Below are 18,308 nucleotides of genomic sequence, written 5' to 3' on the forward strand. Positions count from 1 at the left end.
TTAGTCCTTTGAAGTTTCGGAATTGCTGAACGGATAGGCAACGTAGGCGAACCCGGTGGAATCGGGCGACCAGCTGTTGACGTTGAGGGTACCCTGCCCGCCGAAGAGTGGCCACGTATGCAGCGGTGCGGCCCAGTCGGCGGTGGAGACCAGCACGACGTCGACAGCCAGATCGGCGGGATGGCCCACCGTGCCGGCCGGGAACCGGATGTAGCTGGCCAACGCTTCGTCGGGGGAGAGATGGGGGAACCAGTCGACGGTTCCACTGGAAAGGAGTCGTTCCGCCGGGGCGCCGTTGGAAGTGTGGAGCCTGGCAAGCTGGGCATGGCCCGGCTCCTCGGTGAAGGCCTCGGTGTTGAAGTACAGCCACTCGCCGTCGGGGGAGTACTCGGGCCCGTCGCAGTGGCCGTCGACATCCAGCCTTGTGGTGGCGCCGCCGCCGGCCGGAATCGTCATGAGCCTGCCCGGCTGGGTGAAGTTGCCGCCGTCGATTCCAACGTAGGCAAGTTCGCCACCGTCCGGGCTGACGCCGTGGAGGAAATGGAAGCTGCCGTCGTCGTCTGTGATGCGGTCGGCCTGGCCACCGCCCAGCGGCGCACGGTAGATGTGGCCGTCGTTCGCCGAGAGGTAGATGTCCCTGCCATCGGGTGCCAGCACGTGGTCGTTGTTCAGGTCCGGAATGCCGGTGAGGGGGACCTGGACCAATTCGTTTCCGGGAACGGACTCTTCCTCTGGAACAGCCAGGGTCCACAGCTTCCCATCCCCGTTGAGGATGAGCGAGCCGCCGTCGAGGGTCCAGTTCGGTGCCTCCAGCAGGATCTCATCACTCGCGTAGACCAGTGTGGATTCCCCGGTGGCGGAGGCGATCCAGACCTCGCAGCGCTGGCCGGGTTGAAGGGTCCGGTTCATGTGTGGTCCTCTCCGGAAGCTGATGTGAGATCTTTGATGCGGATGTTGCGCCATCGGCATTGGGCTCCGACGCCCCAGCGGGCCTCGCCGAAATGGGCGTCGTTGTCGTGCACTTCCAGGGCTATGTGCCCGCGCTCGCCGAGAACCGCCAAGACGGCGTCGGCGTCGTAATCGGGGGACTGCAGGGCGGCGGTGTCGAGCTCGGCGATCTTGAGCCCGTTGACCCAGGTGGTGATGACGGGCAGAGGCCCCACGCACCGGATCCGCAGTTCATTCCAGTCGTCCCACCGCCAGACGTCCAGGAAATCGTCGACGTCGGCGGCGTGGGTGAGCCGGGCACGCTTCTCCTCCGTGACGGGTTCCACAGATGTTGAAGGGTCATCGGCGACGAGCCCGATCGGCTGGCCGCCGGCGTCCCGGGCCACGTCGACGGCGAACGGAACTGCGGAGAAGCTCGCCAGCCCGTTGCCGAAGAAGCCGCCGATGCCGCCGGAGGGGCGGTGGTCGACCAACACCTGGAAGCCCTCCCAGCTGTCCCGCTGGCGCCTGACCATCACGCCCGTGTCCGCCGGCCAATCGTGGCGCATGTCCAGCACCAGCTCGAAATCCCCATAGGCCTGCTCGCTGACCAGGTAGCCGCCGTAGCCGCTGCCGGGCGCATCCTGTTCGCCGATGAGGACGCCGTCGGACACGAACCAGCGCGCAGGGTGCAGCTCGGGCTCAACAGGGCGCTGAAGGCCCATCGCGTCAAAGTGCTCCAAGACCGAGGGGCCGCCGGGGAAGACGGTCCCGTAGATGCGTGGAACGGCGCGCCAACCGGCCAGGCTGGCGCCGTCGAACAGCGCAACGAATCCATTTTCGTCCCGGGTGTCGGGAGCTGTTGAGCCCATGGGTGGAATTTCCGCTCTGCTTAGGCCTGGTTGGAGAAGGCGGCGTCGAAGGAGGTCTGCGAGGCCGGGAAGTCGAACTTCTTCAGCGCGGCCAGGGCCTCGGGTGCCCCGTGCAGGCGGTCCATGCCGGCGTCCTCCCACTCGATGGAGATGGGGCCCTCGTAGCCGATGGCCGTCAGGGCACGGAAGGAGGATTCCCAGGGAACATCCCCGCGTCCGGCGGAGACGAAGTCCCAGCCGCGGCGCGGATCGCCCCAGGGCAGGTGCGAGCCCAGCACGGTGTTGCGGCCGGTCATGCGGACCTTGGTGTCCTTGCAGTCCACGTGGTAGATCCGGTCCTTGAAGTCCCAGATGAAGGACACCGGATCGATGCCCTGCCACATGAAGTGCGAGGGGTCCCAGTTCAGCCCAAACGCGGGCCGGTGGCCGATGGCCTCCAGCGTGCGCACGGTGGTCCAGTAGTCGTAGGCGATCTCGGAGGGGTGCACCTCGTGGGCGAAGCGGACCCCGCATTCGTCAAAGACGTCCAGGATCGGGTTCCAGCGGTCGGCGAAGTCCTGGTAGCCGGCGTCGATCACGGATTCCGGCACGGGCGGGAACATGGCCACGTACTGCCAGATGGAGGAGCCGGTGAAACCGACGACGGTGTCCACGCCCAGCTTCTTGGCCAGCCGGGCGGTCAGCTTCATTTCTTCGGCGGCGCGGGTGCGCACGCCCTCGGGGTCGCCGTCGCCCCACACCATGGTGCCGACGATCGCCTGGTGGCGGAAGTCGATGGGGGAGTCGCAGACGGCCTGGCCGGTGAGGTGGTTGGAGATGGCCCAGACCTTCAGGCCGTGCTTTTCCAGCACGGCCAGCTTGGACTCGACGTAGCCGGGCTCGTCCCAGCGCCAGGGGTCCAGGTGGTCCCCGGAGCAGGCAATTTCCAGGCCGTCATAGCCCCAGCCGGCGGCAAGGGCAGCCACTTCTTCGAAGGGGAGGTCGGCCCACTGGCCGGTGAACAGGGTGTACGGGCGGGGCATGGAGAGTTCCTTATGAATTGGTGACGGTGACGACGGCGCTCTTGGCCGCCGCTGATTCTTCGATGCCGGCCAACACGCGCTGGACGGAGAGCCCCTCTTCGAAGGAGGGCGACGGCGGTGTTCCGGTGGCGATGGCGGACAGGAAATCGTGGGCCTGGTGTGTGAAGGCGTGCTCCCATCCGATGACATGGCCCTGCGGCCACCAGGCGGAGAGGTAGGGGTGTTCCGGCTCGGTGACCAGAATGCGGGAGAATCCCTGCTCCCGCACCGGCACGGTGCCGTCCAGGAAGTAGAGCTCGTTGGGGTTCTCCAGGTCGAAGCGCAGGCTGCCGTCCGTGCCGAAGACCTCGATCTCCAGCGCGTTCTTGCGGCCCAGGGCCACACGGGAAACCTCCACGCTGGCCACGGCGCCGCCGGCCAGCGTCAGCGTCGCCCAGGCGGCGTCGTCGACGGTCACGGGCTCCGGACCGTCCGGGCCGGGGCGTTCGGTGATAAAGGTGTGCAGGCGGCCGGAGACCTCGGTGACGGTGTCGCCGAGCAGGTACTGGACCTGGTCGACGGCGTGGGAGGCGGTGTCGCCCAGGGCACCGGAGCCGGCGGACTCCTTGCGCAGCCGCCAGCTCATCGGCGTCGCCTCATCGGCCAGCCAGTCCTGCAGATACGACGCGCGGACCTGCCGGACGGTGCCCAGCCGGCCCTCGGCAATCAGATCCCGGGCCAGGGTGAGGGCCGGAACGCGGCGGTAGGTGAAGCCCACCATCGACTGGACGCCGCGGGCGCGGGCGGCCTGGGCCGCGGCCACCATGGCCTCGGATTCGCCGAGGGTGTTGGCCAGCGGCTTTTCCACCAGCACGTGTTTGCCCGCCTCAAGTGCGGCAACGGCGATCTCGGCGTGCAGCCAGCCCGGGGCGCAGATGTCCACGATGTCGATGTCATCGCGGGCAATCACATCCCGCCAGTCGGTGGCCGATTCCGCCCAGCCGTATAGCCGGGCGGCCTCGGCCACCTCGTCCGCATTGCGCCCCACCAGCACCTTCTGCTCAAAGGCCGGGACGTCAAAGAAACTTCCCACATTGCGCCACGCATTGGAGTGCGCCTTGCCCATGAAGGCATAGCCAATGGCGGCAATGCCCAACGGGCGGGGTCTGCCGGCGCCGCCGGCGTCGGTCGTGGAGTGGGTGGGGTGTGCTGCGGATTCCATGGATGCGTCCTAGAGGGTAGTGGCCGCCGGATCCCAGTCCTCGGGGAGGGCGGGGGCGACGGTTGCAGTGCTGTCGACGGTGATGAAGGTGCCTGTGTCGATGGATTCGGCGATCGAGACCATGGCGTCGAGCACATGGTAGGCCAGCTGGCCCTGTGCCCTGTGCGGGATGCCTGCCCGGATGGAGCGGGCCATGTCCAGCACGCCCATGCCGCGCCCATTGGCGGGGCCGGTGGCCGGAACCACGGTCCACTCTTCGTCCCCGGCGCGCCAGAGGCGCAGTTCGCCGTCGAAGTTGTTGGGGTCGGGCAGGGAGATGGTGGCCTCGGTGCCGGTGATCTCCACAAAGCCCATCTCCAGGCGCGGGGATTCGAAGCTGTAGACGCTGTGCGAGGACGCGCCGGACTCAAACTCGGCGATGGCGCTGACATGGGTGGGGACCTCGACGGCGAATTCCTCCCCGGCCTTGGGGCCGGAGCCGACGGTCCGTGTGGCCCGCGACGTTGAGCCGACGGCGGCCACCCGGGCGATGGGGCCGAAGGACTGGATCAGGGCCGTCAGGTAGTACGGTGCCATATCGAACAGCGGGCCGGCCCCCTTCTGGAAGAGGAACGCGGGGTTCGGGTGCCACAAATCCGGACCCGGCACCTGGAACACCGTGCGCGCCGTCAGAGGGGTGCCGATGGCCCCGGATTCGATGAGTCGGCGGGCGGTCTGCAGCCCGGCGCCCAGGAAGGTGTCCGGCGCACAGCCCAACCGGACGCCGGCGGCGTCGGCGGCCTTAAGCAGGCCCAGCCCACTCTCGCGGTCCAGCGAGAACGGCTTCTCGCTCCAAACATGCTTGCCGGCGTTGACTGCGGCGGTGGCCACCTCCACGTGGGCGGCGGGGATGGTCAGGTTCACGACGATCTCGACGTCGGGGTGGTTCAGCGCCAGCTCCGGCGCGCCCCACTCGGGGATGCCGTACTCGGCTGCCCGCGCGGCCGCGGCGTCCTCGAAGAGGTCCGCGATGACGTGGACCTTCAGGTCCGGGAAGGTGGTGAGGTTGTCCAGGTACTGCTTGGAGATGTTTCCGGCGCCGATGACGGCGACGCCGACCGGGCCGCGGCCCGTGCCCGCAGCGGCGCTCATGCCTGGACTCCGGCGGTTGCGTCGGCACCCTGCAGGTAGGCCAGGCTGGCGGCGATGCCCTCGAAGATGTCCCCGGCGTAGTCGTCGAACTCCACCACACCGACCTCCAGAGAGGTGGCGGCGGCAATGACGTCGAAGACCGGGATGCTGCCCTCGCCGGCCGGCAGCTGGGCCTTGGTGTCGGTGTTGATGGGGCCGTCCTTGATGTGGATGAACTTCACGCGGTCGCCCAGCCGCGCCAGCAGCTCCACGGGATTCTGGCCGCCGACGGCTGCCCAGTAGGTGTCAACCTCCAGAACCAGTTCCGGGTCCAGCAGGGACTCGAAGTACTCCAGTGCCGTGGTTCCCTCGATAGTGGACTCGAGCTCCCAGGCGTGGTTGTGGTAGCCGACGCGGATGCCGTACTCGGCGCCCTTCTTGGCGGCGGCGTTGAGCTTCGCGGCGGTGGCGGCGATGTCCTCGGCGTTCTGCCAGTGCTCAGCCGGCAGGTACGGGTCGATCACGGTGCTGATGCCCAGCGACTTGGCCGCGGCAAAGATTTCATCCTGGTCCGCGCTCAGCAGGGGTGCATGGCCCGAGGGCGCGGTCAGGCCGTTTTCCTTCAGGGCGGCGCCCAATTCCGTGGCGGTGGCGACGAAGTTGTAGGGCTCAACCTGCGTAAAGCCGATTTCGGCGACCTTGGCGATGGTGCCGGGAAGATCCTCCGAGATGGCGTTGCGGAGGGTGTACAACTGGATGGAATACGTCATGGGTTTTCTCCTTTGAATGCCATTTGAAAATAGATAGCGAAGTGGAATGTGGGGTTGTTGAAAATTGTGTAATGGGCCGCCTCAGCGGCCGGCGAGGGATCCGCCGATGCCGCCGACACTGAAGTACTTGTTCAACGTGGCGAAGACGATGATCGGCGGGAGCATCATGACCACGGCCAGGGCCATGACTGACGTCCAGTCTGTCTGGTTCTGCTGGAAGAAGGACTGCACCCCCATCGGAAGGGTGAAGATTTCCGAGGACCGCAGGAACACGATGGCCACGAGGTAGTCGTTCCAGGCCAGCAGGAAGGCGAAGATCGCGGTGGAGAGGATGCCAGGCAGCGAGTTGCGCAGCACCACCTTGGTGAAGCTGCCAAAGACGGAGCAGCCATCGATCCAGGAGGCCTCCTCGAGGCTGATCGGGATGGAATCGAAGTAGGCGGCCATCATCCAAGTGGCGACCGTCATGGTCGAGCCGACGTAGATGATGGTCAGGCCCATGAGGTTGTCCACCAGGCCCAGGCCGGCGAACAGGATGAACAGCGGCACCACCGAGGTGATGATGGGCAGCGACTGCATCACGAACAACAGCAGCGAGTAGCCGGAGACCGCCTTGCTGCGCCCGCGGGAGAGGACATAGCCGGCCGGTGCCGCCACGGCGACGGAGACCACCACCGTGCTGAGCGTGGTGATGAGGCTGTTCGACAGCCAGGTGGAGGCGAGCGTCTGGGAGAAGACGTTGCCGAAGTTCTCAAAGGTGAAGCCCGTGGCCGTACTGGTGGGGCTGGGGGAGAAAGCAAGGACGACGGTGACCATGATAGGCACCAGTACGACGGCGGTGATGGCCAGGATCAGGGTGAACCGCCACCAGCGGCCGCGCATGCCGGCGTCAGAGAGGACTCGTTTGGACTTGCCGGTTCCCTTGGTGGTGCCGGAGGCGCCGAGCGCGGAGCGGGACTGTGGCTGGGTGTGGACTGCTGCACTCATTATTCGACGCTCGACTTTCGGATCTGGCGGTACAGGAGGACCGACACCACCACGAGGGTGATCGTCATGAGGAAGGCGATCGCAACGCCCGGTCCGGTCTGGAAGTCCTGGAAGACGGTCCGGTAGGCCAGCACCACGAGGGACGTAGTGGCATCCACGGGTCCGCCACCGGTGAGCAGGTAGATGGTGGGGAAGTCGTTGACGCAGAAGATCGTCATGAGGATCCAGCTGATGTAGGTGGACCGGGCGGTCAGCGGCAGCGTGATCTGGCTGAACTGCTGCCAGCGGCTCGCGCCGTCCATGCTGGCGGCCTCGTAGACGGTGCCGTCCACCGAGGCCAGGGCCGCGGACGTCATCATCATCATGAACGGGAAGCTGACCCAGACCTTGAACACCATGACGGTGATGGCTGCAAGGGTCGGGTCCGCCAGGAAGAGCGGCGTGCCCAGACCCAGGTTCCGGAACATGGCGGGGATGAGGCTGTCAGGGGTGCCCACCAGCCAATTCCATGCGGTGGAGGACACCACGATCGGCACCACCCAGGGCAGCAGCAACAGGACCTTGAAGAGCCCGCCGGCGGGAATCTTGGTGCGCAGCAGCAGGGCCAGACCAAGACCAACGGCCCAGGATCCAAAGACGCCGACGATGGTGAACAGCAGCGTGAAGCGGGCCGCCTTCCAGAAGGCCTCGGAGGCGACGACGGAGGCGAAGTTGTCCACCCCGACGAAGTTCCCGGTCTCGATGAGGGAACCGTCATGGGTGGCCTGGACGCCGGCGTAGATGAGCGGGTAGCCGTTGATCAGGATGAGCAGGACGATCGAGGGCAGCAGGAGCCAGAAAAACGTTCGCCGGGTCTGTGCACTGAGTTTGCTCTTGCGGTTGGGCGCCCCGCCCCCGGGCCCGCCGGGGGCAAGCCCCTGGCGGGCCCGGGCGAGGCCGGACTTCGTAGTGGTGGTTGACATGGGTCCTCCGGCCTACTTCTTGATGGTGGATTCGAGGCCGGTTTTGAACGCCTGCAGGGCGGACTTGGCATCGGTCTTGCCGGTGAGGATGGTCTGGGTGAACTGGTTGATGGCCTGGCCGCCGTCGAGCACCGCGAGCCCGGCATTGAGCGTGCTGCCCTGGGCCGCAAAGTTCTTGGAGATGGGCTGCCATTCCTTGACGATCTTCACGTTGTTGGGATCGGAGGCGAACTCGGGAAGTTCGGTGATGGACTTGAAGACCGGGAGGGAGGTCACCAGCTTCTGCTGCCACAGGTCCTTCAACTTGCCCAGGTAGTCGACGAGGAAGGCCTCGGATGATTCCTGCGACGGGGTGTTCTTGTACATCATGATGTTGTTCGGGAACATGATCGAGGCCTTGTCCCCGTGCGGACCGGTGAGGGGATCGGCGACGAGCAGCTCGCCGGTCGTGTCGCCGATGCGCCCCGGGAGGCCGGCGGTGAACATGCCGTAGCCCGCCTTGCTGTCCTTCCACTGCGCGTTCAAATTGTCGGAGGTGTAGCTCACCGCCGCGGGGTCGATGATGCCGTTGGACACCAGTTCGAGCAGGAATTCGACGGCCTCAACGTTGCGGTCGTTCATCACGTCGAGTTCACCGTCCTTGTTGAACACGCCGCCACCGTTGTTGACCATCATCATGATGGACGCGTGGTTGCCCAGGAAGTTGCCTGCACCCGCGCCGATCGCAAAGCCGACGGCGCCGATGTTCTTCAGTGCCTTGCCGGCCTCCAGCAGCGAGGGCCAGTCGGTCGGCACTGCGACGCCGGCCTTCTCAAAGAGCGAGGAGCGGTACCACATCACACGCATGTCCAGCTGCCACGGGATCGCCACGTAGCCCTTGTCCGTCTTGAACGGTTCCAGAACGCCCGGCAGGAAATCGTCGTACATGCCGTTCGACTTTAAGGCTTCGACAACCTTGTCGGCGTAGGCGATCTGGCCCTGCTGCTCGAACTGGAAGGCCTGGAATCCACCGCCGGTGCTGACGGCCGGGCCGGTCTTGGAGGCGATGGCCGAGGAGAACGTTTGGTAGAAGTTGTTCCACTGGATGGTCTGGTAGCTGGCCTTGAGGTTGCTGCCAGTGGGCACGTAGGCGTCAACGATCTTCTTGGCGGCGTCGTTGTAGGCCGGTGCGGCCCAGGGCATGTCCCAGAACTTGACGGTGCCGCCGGAGTTGGCGGTTGAACTGCCACCGCCGCAGGCGGCCAGCAGGGGAACGGTGGCGGCCGCGGCAGCCAGTCCGAGGAAACCGCGCCGGGAGAAACCGGCGGTGGTGGAAAGGGGAGAGGTCATTGCAATTCCTTTCAGGAACCGGCCGGTGCACGGGGCACCGGGCCGGTGTCTAGCTCGACAGTGAGTTATGGAACCAAAGCGCAGAACAACTAGAGATGCAGTACTTCGTGGGTGGAGCTGTCAGTGCCGGCGGAACCGGACGAGTGTGGAGGAGAGATGGTCGAAACCGGGCAGATCCGGAGTCTGGGCCGAGGCAGCCACAGCGCCGGTGAGGCGGCGCCAGCTGGTGCGGTGGGCCGATTCAAAGATGGTCGGCAGCGTGGTGGCGCCGGACGGGGTGGTCACAGTGGTCTCGGCAGGACGCGCCGTGTCCGGATCGGGGACGGAGATCCTGACGCCGCCGTCGGCCGTCAGCAGGTCCAGACGGACGCCTCCCGGCAGTGCCCGGGTGAGGATGCCCTGAAGCGCAACGGGCGCCCCGTTGGGCAGCCGGCCGGCCGCGGTGTAGCCGCGGGGGCCGCTGGAGATGATGTGCAGGTCCTGGACGCCGCCGGCAATGCGGAAGACCAGGGCCAGATGTTCGCCCAGCAGCAGTTCCGGATCGGTGTGCGGCGCGGCGGCGGCGGCGGAGTCCAGCAGGGCTGCCCCGCCGGCCAGCTCGAGCACCGCTGCAGCGGCGCCGTCCACTGCGGCGTTGGATGCCCAGCGGTGGTCAAGAACCACCGGGACGCCGGCGGATTCCGCGGCGGCGGCGAGGACAGCTGTGTCTTCGGCGGCCGGCTCGACAACCACCAGGCCCCGGGCTCCGCCGGCGATGGCGGCCAGGGCCTCGGCGGTCCAGCCGGGCTTCCCGGAGATGGCGCGGATGTCGGCGTCGGCGCCGCCCGGGCCCAGGGAGACGGGCAGGGAGGCGAGAACGGAGCCGACGGCGCCGGCAGCCTCCGCCGCGGGGCTGGCGTGGGCGCTCAATTGCGGGCTCATGCGGGCACCTTCTCGGCGAGTGCTGCGGCAGCCGTTGCCGCGGCGGCGGTTCCGTCAGCGATGTCCAGGGCAAAGGTCAGGTCGTTGATCAGAGTTTCGGCCGAGGGGGCCGTTCCCGTGCCGTTGGCCAGCTCGGCCAGCTTTCGCCACTCGCCCTCGTAGCCGTTGTGGCCGTAGGGGCCGTACGTGGTGGTGGTGCCGTTGCGGGTGATCCGGGCGGTGGCCGATCCGGCCTGGACATAGGAGGGGCTGAACTCGATGTGCAGGGCGGCGTCGTAGCCGATGGCCTCGAAGGTCCACTCGGGCTGCCACGTCGCCGTCATCGCGGCCCGCAGTTCAATGCTGCGGCCGCCGGCCTTCAGGGAGATGACGTAGCCGAAGGGCTGGACGATCTCCGCGTGCAGGACCTCGACGTCCTCGAAGGCGGGCAGGAACCGGCGCACCAGTGGAAGGTCGTGGATGGCCAGGCCCATCACGCCGCCGCGCAGCATCCCCTTGACCACCTCAAGGTCCGAGTAGTCGGGGGACCCGGCGGCCGGGCGGGTGAGGATCTCGGTGGCGAAGTCCTCGAACCGGCTGTTCGGCGGGAGGACGATGGAGGACCTGATGGTGTGCGCGGTGGCGGGCAGATCGCCCCAGGCGCTCTCTGCGGCGAGCCAGCCCGGGTCAAAGGTGTGCATGGCGCCCACGAGAATCGGCACGCCTGTCTTCGCGGACACCTTGGCAATCCGGGTGGCTTCCGAGGCGTCCATGGCGAACGGCTTTTCGCACAGGACGGCCTTCTTGCCTGCCAGGCAGCTGGCGATCACCTGCTCGGCATGGAACTGGTGCGGGCTGCAGATGGCAATCACGTCGACGCCGGGGTCGGCCAGCAGGGCGTCCATGCTGGAGGAGGAGGCGGCGCCCACGCGGGCTGCCACGGACTTGGCGACGTCGGGATCAACGTCCATGATGTGGCGGACTTCAAGGAGTCCGCTGAGCCGGGCGAGTGCCGGCAGGTGGATGGCCTGTGTGACAGGACCGGCGCCGAGAATGCCTACGCCCAAGGGCTTGGCTGGCGGCAAGTAATTGTTGGTCAACGTGCAACTACCTCTTCTCATCGTTGAGCGCTTCTCGGCCGGAGGGGGATTCGGAGGAGGTGATACGGCTCACAACTCAACGTAGTGACACTTATGACGAACGTCAAGCAAAAGTTGAAAGAAGCTCGACAACCTTTTTCTGGCGTGACACGCATAACCATTCGTGCTATCACTGGATGCATGACCCAAGGCACCGGACATGGAACCTCCTCACAGGACACCACTGGCACTTTTGCCCGCGCCGGAGAACTGTTCCAGCTGCTGCGCGATGGCAAGGCCCGGACCCGGGCGGAGCTGGCCCTGAACACCGGGCTGGCCCGGTCAACGGTGGCGGCGCGGATCGACTCCCTGATGCTCTCGGGGCTGGTGGGTCCGGCCGGCGAGGCCACCTCCAGCGGCGGCCGTCCGCCGTCGAGGTTTGCCTTCAACCCCGCCGCACGGGTGGTTCTGGCCGTCGACATTGGCGCCACCCACCTCAGCGTTGCCCTGACGGACCTCAACGGCACGGTGCTGGGCCAGCGGGGGGTGCCGCAGGAGGTTGCAGCGGGGCCGGAGGTGGTGCTGCGCCGGGTGGTGGAGCAGGGCCAGGAACTGCTGGCCGACAGCGGCCGCGACCCTGGCGATCTTGCCGGCATCGGCATCGGCGTCCCCGGGCCCGTGGAACACGCCACGGGGACCCCGGTCAAGCCCCCGATCATGCCCGGCTGGGACGGCTACAACGTGGTCGCGTACATGCAGCGCTGGCAGCATGTCCCCGTCCTGGTGGACAACGACGTCAACATCATGGCGCTGGGCGAGCGCACCGCCCACTGGCCCGAACACCGTAACTTTCTCTTCATAAAAGTCGCCACGGGCATTGGCGCGGGCATCATCAGCAGCGGCGAGCTCCAGCGCGGCGCCAATGGCACGGCCGGGGACCTGGGCCACGTCCGCGTGCCCCGGGGCGAGGATGTCCTGTGCCGGTGCGGCAACTACGGCTGCCTCGAGGCCCTGGCCTCGGCGCCGGCGATTGCCCATGCCCTTGCCGCCGTCGGTGTCCACGCGGAGAACAGCGCGGACATCCTGCGGCTGGTGGCGGCGGGAAATCTGGAAGCCATCCAGGCACTGCGGCAGGCCGGGCGGGATCTGGGCACGGTGCTGGCCACCTGCGTGAACCTGCTGAACCCCTCGATGATCGTCATCGGCGGCAGCCTGGGCCAGGGCGGAGAGCACCTCATGGCCGGAGTGCGCGAAATCGTCTACCAACGTTCGCTGCCGCTGGCCACGTCACATCTGCGCATTGGCCTGTCCAAGGCCGGATCCCAGGCAGCCATCCTTGGCGCCAGCCAGATGGTCACCCAGCATGTGCTCTCGTCCGAGCTGATCGAGGCAACCCTCCAAGCCACCGTTTAAGGAAGAACTGTCCCGCACCATGTGCGGGACAGTTCTTGTGTTTGGAGCTAGATGGCGCAGCCGTCGGGGCCGCAGGCCTCGCCGCCGTTTGACCCATCGGTGGCGCCCACCATGGCCAGCGGGTTGGCTTCGGTCCAGGCCTCGTTCAGCGCCTGGCTGAAGAGCTCGGCCGGCTGTGCGCCGGAGATGCCGTACTTGCGGTCGATCACGAAGAACGGGACACCGCTGACACCCAGGGACTGGCCCTCGGCGAAGTCGGCGCGGACGTCGTCGGCGTACTTGTCCGTGTCCAGTGCCTCGGTGATCTCGTCAGCGTCAAGGCCCACGGAGGCGCCGGTGCGGAGAAGGTAGTCGCGGCTGCCGATGTCCTCGCCCTTTTCAAAGTGGCCGGAGAGCAGGGCTTCCTTGACCTCATCGCCCTTGCCATGGGCCTTGGCCAGGTGCAGGAGCTGGTGGGCGTTGAAGCTGTTGGCCACCACCAGATCATCAAACTTGTAGTCCAGGCCCTCGCCGGCTGCGGCATCGGTGACGTGGCCCATCATGGAGCGCACCTTCGCCGGATCCATGCCCTTGCGCTCGGCGAGGTAGTCCACCTCGCTGCCGTGGAAGTGCTCGGGGATGCTGGGATCGAGCTGGAAGCTCTTCCACGCCACCTCGACGTCGTCCTTGTGGGCAAAATCGTTCAGGGCTGACTCAAAACGGCGCTTGCCGATGTAGCACCACGGGCAGGCGACGTCGGACCAAATCTCAATCTTCATGTCAGTTGGCAACCGGGGCTGCCGCCGAAGTATTCCGGCCGGCTGGCGCATGTGGGGGAGTGCACAGAAAATGGCCGGCCCACCCGCCCCGGATTTCGGGGGTGCTGTGGCTTGCACGTGGGTGGACCGGCCAATTCTTCTGGGTCCGGGTCTCGCGAGACCCGGGGAGCGGGACCCGCTAGACGGCGGCCAGGACGCGTCCGGTGGCGTGTTCGTCGTCGCGGTCGGTGGACTCGCGCAGGAAGCGGGCGTAGGCCGGGATGGTCAGGAAGGCCGGGAACACCGTGCCCAGGGCGACCTCCTCGAAGATCTCCCGTGCGTCGTCGAACCTGTCCTCGTCAAAGCGCGGCAGCTTGTCGAACTCCTCATCCACCAGTTCCGCCACCCACTCGGCGGTGACAAGTTCGCCGTCGTCGGTGATGGCCTGGGCGTAGATCCATTGCCAGATCTGCGAGCGGGAGATCTCCGCCGTCGCCGCGTCCTCCATGAGGTTGTTCAGGGCGACGGCACCGTGGCCGCGGAGCCAGGACTCGATGTACTGGATGCCGACCCAGATGTTGGAGCGGATGCCCGCCTCGGTGATCAGGCCCGTGGTGGCGGCGATGTCCAGCAGCGCGCGGTCGTCCGGGACCACATCCTCGCGCAGCCGATCCAGCTGGTTGGGGCGCTCGCCGAGGGTGGCGTTGAAGACCTCCAACGCCACGGGGACGAGGTCCGGGTGGGCCACCCAGGAACCGTCGAAGCCGTCATTGGCCTCGCGGGTCTTGTCCGCACGCACCTTCTCCATCGCGATGGCGTTGGCATCGTGGTCCCTCCGGTTGGGGACGAATGCCGCCATGCCGCCGATGGCCATGGCGCCGCGCCGGTGGCAGGCACGGACCAGCTGCTCGGTGTACGCCCGCATGAACGGCGCCGTCATGGTGATCTGGTTGCGGTCCGGGAGCACAAAGCGCGGGCCGCGGGTGCGGAAGTTCTTGATGATGGAGAACAGGTAGTCCCAGCGGCCGGCGTTCAGGCCCGAGGCGTGGTCGCGCAGTTCGTAGAGGATCTCCTCCATCTCGAAGGCTGCGGTGATGGTCTCGATCAGCACCGTGGCCCTGATGGTGCCCTGCGGGATGCCCAGCAGGTCCTGGGCCACGATGAAGATGTCGTTCCAGAGGCGCGCCTCCAGGTGGTTTTCGATCTTTGGCAGGTAGAAGTACGGCCCCTTGCCCTGGGCGATCAGGCGGTGGGCGTTGTGGAAGAAGTACAGGCCAAAGTCCACGATGCCGCCGGCAATCGGCTTGCCGTTGACGAGCATGTGCTTCTCCGGCAGGTGCCAGCCGCGGGGCCGGACCACGATGGTCGGCAGGTCCTTGGCGGCGCCCAGGCGGTACTCCTTGCCCTCGGGGGAGGTGAAGTCGATGCGGCGTTCCAGCGCGTCGATCAGGTTCAGCTGCCCGCGGATGACATTGCCCCAGGTGGGGGTGGAGGAATCCTCCATGTCCGCCAGCCACACCTTGGCGCCGGAGTTCAGGGCGTTGATGGTCATCTTGCGGTCCACGGGGCCGGTGATCTCCACGCGGCGGTCCTCCAGCCCGGGGGCTGGCGGGGCGACGCGCCAGTTCGGGTCCTCGCGGATGGCGGAGGTTTCCCGCAGGAAGCGCGGGTCCGAACCGTTGGAGATCTGCTGGCGCCGGGACTGGCGTTCCTGCAGCAGTTCCTGGCGCCGCGTTTCCGTGGCGCGGTGCAGGGCGGCGACGAAGTCCAGCGCCTCCGGCGTCAGGATCTCCTCCTGCCGGTGGATGGGCTGCGCGGTGAGCGTGATGCCGTTGAAAGTAATGCCATTGAGGCTGTTGGTCGAATTCATGGGAGCGTCTCCAATTCTGGCCAACTGTGCGACAGTAGATGTCCTTAAAACCGCGTTTGGGAGCATCTGCTGTCGCACAGTTGAGGATAAGGGAGGGGTGGACGGGTCCCTGCGTGGCGACGGAGTCGCTCACGATAGGGCCCGCCCATCCCGTTAGTGGAACTGCTGGGCTTCGGTGGAACCAGCCAATGCGAGGGTGCCGCTGTTCGGGTTCAGGGCTGTCGCCACCAGGTCGAAGTAGCCGGTGCCCACTTCGCGCTGGTGCTTGGTTGCGGTGTAGCCGCGGTCTTCGGAGCCAAATTCGCGCTCCTGCAGTTCGACGTAGGCGCTCATGCCGTTGCGGGCGTAGCCGTGGGCGAGGTCAAACATCGAGTAGTTCAGGGCATGGAAGCCAGCCAGGGTGATGAACTGGAACTTGAAGCCCATGGCGCCGAGTTCACGCTGGAACTTGGCAATGGTGGCGTCGTCGAGGTGCTTTTTCCAGTTGAACGACGGCGAGCAGTTGTAGGCGAGCATCTGGTCGGGGTATTCGCTGCGGATGGCCTCGGCAAACTTCTTGGCCAGCTCCAGATCCGGCGTGCCGGTCTCCATCCAGATCAGGTCCGCGTACGGTGCATAGGCCAGGCCGCGGGCGATGCAGGGCTCCAGGCCGTTGCGGACGTTGTAGAAGCCCTCGGCCGTGCGCTCGCCGGTGACGAAGGGCTTGTCGCGGTCGTCGACGTCGGAGGTGATCAGGGTGGCCGCCTCGGCATCCGTGCGGGCCACGATCACCGAGGGGACGCCGGCGACGTCGGCCGCGAGCCGGGCCGCGTTGAGGGTGCGGACATGCTGGGAGGTGGGGATGAGGACCTTGCCGCCGAGGTGGCCGCACTTCTTCTCACTGGCCAGCTGGTCCTCCCAGTGCACGCCCGCCGCGCCGGCGGCGATCATGGACTTCATCAGCTCGTAGGCGTTCAGCGGGCCGCCGAAGCCAGCCTCGGCGTCGGCCACGATCGGCACCAGCCAGTCCTCAACACTCTGCACGCCCTCGGAGTACTCGATCTGGTCCGCACGGAGCAGCGCGTTGTTGATGCGCCGCACCACCGTGGGGACGGAGTTGACCGGGTAGAGCGACTGGTCCGGGTAGGTGTTGCCGGAGGTGTTGGCATCGGCGGCGACCTGCCAGCCCGAGAGGTAGATGGCCTTCAGCCCGGCCTTGACCTGCTGGACGGCCTGGTTGCCGGTCAGGGCGCCCAATGCGTGGGTGTACTCCTCGGGAGCGGCGTTGCGCAGCTGGTTCCAGAGCTTCTCGGCGCCGCGGCGGGCCAGGGTCTGCTCCTCGGTGACCCGGCCGCGGAGCTTGAGGACATCGGCGGCGGTGTAGTCGCGCTTGACGCCTTCCCAGCGGGGATTGGCGGCCCATTCGAGCTCCAGCGCGGCCACGGCTTCGGCTGTGGTCTGCTCCGGCGTCGTTGCGGGATCAAATGCTGCAGTCATGGTGGCGCTCCTTGGTAATCGTGGACCCGGTGGTCTCGGCGGTTGAGCATGTCGGGACCGGCTGTTCTTCGTGAATTCCACTATTCAGGGCATTGCAAGGGGGTTTCTAGGGGGAAATGCTGGAAATATTTGCATTTCTTCCCGTATTCTCAAGAAATGAATTCTGCGGGATGGAATCTGCCCGGACGGGGCACAGATGCAGGGGCCAATGCGGCCGACGACGGCGGCCTGGACGTCATCAGCCTGGGCCGGCGCGTGCGCCATCTGCGCAAGGCGGCCGGCCTGACGCTGGATGGTCTGGGAACCGTCGTCGGCGCCGCACCGAGCCAGCTGTCACTGGTCGAAAACGGCAAGCGCGAACCCAAACTCGGCATGCTCCAGAGCCTGGCCCGCGCCCTCGGTGTGAGCATCGATGAGCTGCTCGGGGCCGAGCCGCCGAGCCACCGCGCCGCCCTGGAGATCGAGCTGGAGCGGGCCCAGCGCGGGCCGCTCTACCAGTCCCTCGGGCTGCCCACGGTACGCGTCAGCTCGCGGCTTTCGCTGGAAGTGCTGGAGTCCCTCGTGGGGCTCCAGCATGAGCTCGAACGCCGGCTGGACGAGCAGTCCGCCACCCCCGAGGAGGCCCGCCGGGCCAACTCGGAGATCCGGGCGGAGATGCGGGCGCGCAACAACTACTACTCGGACATCGAGGCCCAGGCCCAGGACCTGCTCAAGGCGGTGGGCCACGACCGCGGTCCGCTGTCCCACCATGTGGCCGCGGACATCGCCGAACACGTTGGTTTCGACCTGCACTATGTCGGCGATCTGCCCCATTCCACGCGGTCCGTGACGGATTTGAAGAACCGCAGAATTTACCTCACACAGGGTCAGCGGGCGGACCATGACCCGCGCTCGGTGCTGCTGCAGGCCCTGGGCCACTACCTGCTGGGACACGAGACGCCGCGGGACTACGGGGACTTCCTGCGCCAGCGCGTCTACACGAACTACTTTGCCGCGGCCCTGCTGATGCCCGAGCGCGCCACGGTGGACTTTCTCAAGGAGGCCAAGGCCGCCAAGGAACTGGCCATCGAGGACATCCGGGACGCCTTCGCGGTCTCCTATGAGACGGCAGCGCACCGCTTCACCAACCTGGCCACCGAGCACCTGGGGATCACCACGCACTTCCAAAAGGTGCATGAGAGCGGCATCATCCACAAGGCCTATGAGAACGACGGAGTGAACTTCCCGGCTGACCACACCGGCGCCATCGAGGGCCAGCCCGTCTGCCGGTTCTGGACGTCGCGGGCGGTGTTCGATGTGCCGGACAAGTTCCGCGCCTTCAACCAGTACACGGACACCGCCGTCGGCACCTATTGGTGCACGGCCCGCACCGAGCGGCATTCCTCTGGCGAGTACTCGCTGAGCATCGGCGTCCCGTATGCGCACGTGAAATGGTTCCGCGGCCGGGACACCACCGAACGCTCGCAGTCCAAGTGCCCGGACGAGTCCTGCTGCCGCCGCCCACCGGCGGATCTGTCCGCCCAGTGGGCCGGCCACGCCTGGCCCAGCACGCGCGCCAACTCGCACCTGCTGGCGGCCATGCCGGCCGGCGCGTTCCCCGGCGTGGACGAGACGGAGGTCTACCGCTTTCTGCAGGCTCACGCGCAGCGGTAG

At 66.8% G+C, this 18,308-nt stretch carries 16 protein-coding genes; 2 read left to right on the forward strand and 14 right to left on the reverse strand.

The window, feature by feature from the left end; translation table 11 throughout:
* The 11 genes from K254_RS0119405 to K254_RS0119455 all read right to left on the reverse strand — a co-directional run bounded on the left by K254_RS0119405 (nt 1) and on the right by K254_RS0119455 (nt 11,180).
* A complete protein-coding gene (locus K254_RS0119405) occupies nt 1-909 on the reverse strand; it encodes a TolB family protein (protein ID WP_035750382.1) in 909 nt (302 codons plus the stop codon).
* Entirely contained in the window at nt 906-1,799 is an 894-nt protein-coding gene (locus K254_RS0119410; RefSeq protein ID WP_026556746.1) for a 3-keto-disaccharide hydrolase, read from the reverse strand. Before K254_RS0119410 ends, K254_RS0119405 begins: the two co-directional genes overlap by 4 nt.
* A gap of 20 nt (nt 1,800-1,819) precedes the next feature.
* Complete coding sequence (locus K254_RS0119415; protein WP_026556747.1) at nt 1,820-2,821, reverse strand: sugar phosphate isomerase/epimerase family protein; 1,002 nt, start codon at nt 2,819-2,821, stop codon at nt 1,820-1,822.
* A 10-nt stretch (nt 2,822-2,831) separates the two neighbouring features.
* Nucleotides 2,832-4,022, reverse strand: a complete 1,191-nt coding sequence (locus K254_RS0119420; protein ID WP_026556748.1) for a Gfo/Idh/MocA family protein — start codon at nt 4,020-4,022, stop codon at nt 2,832-2,834.
* A 9-nt stretch (nt 4,023-4,031) separates the two neighbouring features.
* Entirely contained in the window at nt 4,032-5,153 is a 1,122-nt protein-coding gene (locus tag K254_RS0119425; RefSeq protein WP_026556749.1) for a Gfo/Idh/MocA family protein, read from the reverse strand.
* Complete coding sequence (locus K254_RS0119430) at nt 5,150-5,902, reverse strand: sugar phosphate isomerase/epimerase family protein (protein WP_026556750.1); 753 nt, start codon at nt 5,900-5,902, stop codon at nt 5,150-5,152. The genes K254_RS0119425 and K254_RS0119430 overlap by 4 nt, the downstream gene beginning before the upstream one ends.
* Before the next feature lie 81 nt (nt 5,903-5,983).
* Nucleotides 5,984-6,889: a carbohydrate ABC transporter permease gene (locus K254_RS0119435; protein ID WP_026556751.1), complete on the reverse strand. Its 906-nt coding sequence runs from the start codon at nt 6,887-6,889 to the stop codon at nt 5,984-5,986.
* Complete coding sequence (locus tag K254_RS0119440) at nt 6,889-7,851, reverse strand: carbohydrate ABC transporter permease (RefSeq protein ID WP_026556752.1); 963 nt, start codon at nt 7,849-7,851, stop codon at nt 6,889-6,891. The genes K254_RS0119435 and K254_RS0119440 overlap by 1 nt, the downstream gene beginning before the upstream one ends.
* Nucleotides 7,852-7,863: 12 nt before the next feature.
* The gene (locus K254_RS0119445; RefSeq protein ID WP_026556753.1) at nt 7,864-9,180 is read right to left on the reverse strand and encodes an ABC transporter substrate-binding protein; all 1,317 of its coding nucleotides are present in this window, start codon (nt 9,178-9,180) and stop codon (nt 7,864-7,866) included.
* Between the two features lie 120 nt (nt 9,181-9,300).
* Nucleotides 9,301-10,101, reverse strand: a complete 801-nt coding sequence (locus K254_RS0119450) for a hypothetical protein (protein WP_026556754.1) — start codon at nt 10,099-10,101, stop codon at nt 9,301-9,303.
* The gene (locus tag K254_RS0119455; protein ID WP_231391918.1) at nt 10,098-11,180 is read right to left on the reverse strand and encodes a Gfo/Idh/MocA family protein; all 1,083 of its coding nucleotides are present in this window, start codon (nt 11,178-11,180) and stop codon (nt 10,098-10,100) included. Before K254_RS0119455 ends, K254_RS0119450 begins: the two co-directional genes overlap by 4 nt.
* 180 nt (nt 11,181-11,360) lie before the next feature.
* On the opposite strand from K254_RS0119455, the gene K254_RS0119460 reads away from it, so the two are divergent.
* Nucleotides 11,361-12,572: an ROK family transcriptional regulator gene (locus K254_RS0119460; RefSeq protein ID WP_026556756.1), complete on the forward strand. Its 1,212-nt coding sequence runs from the start codon at nt 11,361-11,363 to the stop codon at nt 12,570-12,572.
* A 47-nt stretch (nt 12,573-12,619) separates the two neighbouring features.
* On the opposite strand, the gene K254_RS0119465 is transcribed toward K254_RS0119460, so the two are convergent.
* The 3 genes from K254_RS0119465 to aceA form a co-directional block, all read right to left on the reverse strand.
* Nucleotides 12,620-13,330 carry a DsbA family oxidoreductase gene (locus K254_RS0119465; RefSeq protein WP_026556757.1) on the reverse strand — a complete coding sequence of 237 codons (711 nt, stop codon included), beginning with the start codon at nt 13,328-13,330 and terminating at the stop codon, nt 12,620-12,622.
* Between the two features lie 178 nt (nt 13,331-13,508).
* Nucleotides 13,509-15,179: a malate synthase A gene (gene aceB / locus K254_RS0119470; protein WP_026556758.1), complete on the reverse strand. Its 1,671-nt coding sequence runs from the start codon at nt 15,177-15,179 to the stop codon at nt 13,509-13,511.
* A gap of 153 nt (nt 15,180-15,332) precedes the next feature.
* Nucleotides 15,333-16,655 carry an isocitrate lyase gene (gene aceA / locus K254_RS0119475; RefSeq protein ID WP_026556759.1) on the reverse strand — a complete coding sequence of 441 codons (1,323 nt, stop codon included), beginning with the start codon at nt 16,653-16,655 and terminating at the stop codon, nt 15,333-15,335.
* A gap of 129 nt (nt 16,656-16,784) precedes the next feature.
* Between aceA and K254_RS0119480 the strand changes: the two genes are divergently transcribed.
* Nucleotides 16,785-18,308, forward strand: a complete 1,524-nt coding sequence (locus tag K254_RS0119480) for a helix-turn-helix transcriptional regulator (protein ID WP_026556760.1) — start codon at nt 16,785-16,787, stop codon at nt 18,306-18,308.

Source organism: Arthrobacter sp. 35W, assembly GCF_000482545.1.
Taxonomy (GTDB): Bacteria; Actinomycetota; Actinomycetes; order Actinomycetales; family Micrococcaceae; genus Specibacter.

Excerpts from the sequence above, each read along its gene's own strand:
- K254_RS0119440 (WP_026556752.1), bottom strand. The coding sequence starts at position 7,851 with ATGTCAACCACCACTACGAAGTCCGGCCTCGCCCGGGCCCGCCAGGGG.
- K254_RS0119460 (WP_026556756.1), top strand. The coding sequence starts at position 11,361 with ATGACCCAAGGCACCGGACATGGAACCTCCTCACAGGACACCACTGGC.
- aceA (WP_026556759.1), bottom strand. The coding sequence starts at position 16,655 with ATGACTGCAGCATTTGATCCCGCAACGACGCCGGAGCAGACCACAGCC.
- K254_RS0119415 (WP_026556747.1), bottom strand. The coding sequence starts at position 2,821 with ATGCCCCGCCCGTACACCCTGTTCACCGGCCAGTGGGCCGACCTCCCC.
- K254_RS0119430 (WP_026556750.1), bottom strand. The coding sequence starts at position 5,902 with ATGACGTATTCCATCCAGTTGTACACCCTCCGCAACGCCATCTCGGAG.
- K254_RS0119465 (WP_026556757.1), bottom strand. The coding sequence starts at position 13,330 with ATGAAGATTGAGATTTGGTCCGACGTCGCCTGCCCGTGGTGCTACATC.
- K254_RS0119405 (WP_035750382.1), bottom strand. The coding sequence starts at position 909 with ATGAACCGGACCCTTCAACCCGGCCAGCGCTGCGAGGTCTGGATCGCC.
- K254_RS0119450 (WP_026556754.1), bottom strand. The coding sequence starts at position 10,101 with ATGAGCCCGCAATTGAGCGCCCACGCCAGCCCCGCGGCGGAGGCTGCC.
- K254_RS0119445 (WP_026556753.1), bottom strand. The coding sequence starts at position 9,180 with ATGACCTCTCCCCTTTCCACCACCGCCGGTTTCTCCCGGCGCGGTTTC.
- K254_RS0119420 (WP_026556748.1), bottom strand. The coding sequence starts at position 4,022 with ATGGAATCCGCAGCACACCCCACCCACTCCACGACCGACGCCGGCGGC.
- K254_RS0119425 (WP_026556749.1), bottom strand. The coding sequence starts at position 5,153 with ATGAGCGCCGCTGCGGGCACGGGCCGCGGCCCGGTCGGCGTCGCCGTC.
- K254_RS0119435 (WP_026556751.1), bottom strand. The coding sequence starts at position 6,889 with ATGAGTGCAGCAGTCCACACCCAGCCACAGTCCCGCTCCGCGCTCGGC.
- K254_RS0119410 (WP_026556746.1), bottom strand. The coding sequence starts at position 1,799 with ATGGGCTCAACAGCTCCCGACACCCGGGACGAAAATGGATTCGTTGCG.
- aceB (WP_026556758.1), bottom strand. The coding sequence starts at position 15,179 with ATGAATTCGACCAACAGCCTCAATGGCATTACTTTCAACGGCATCACG.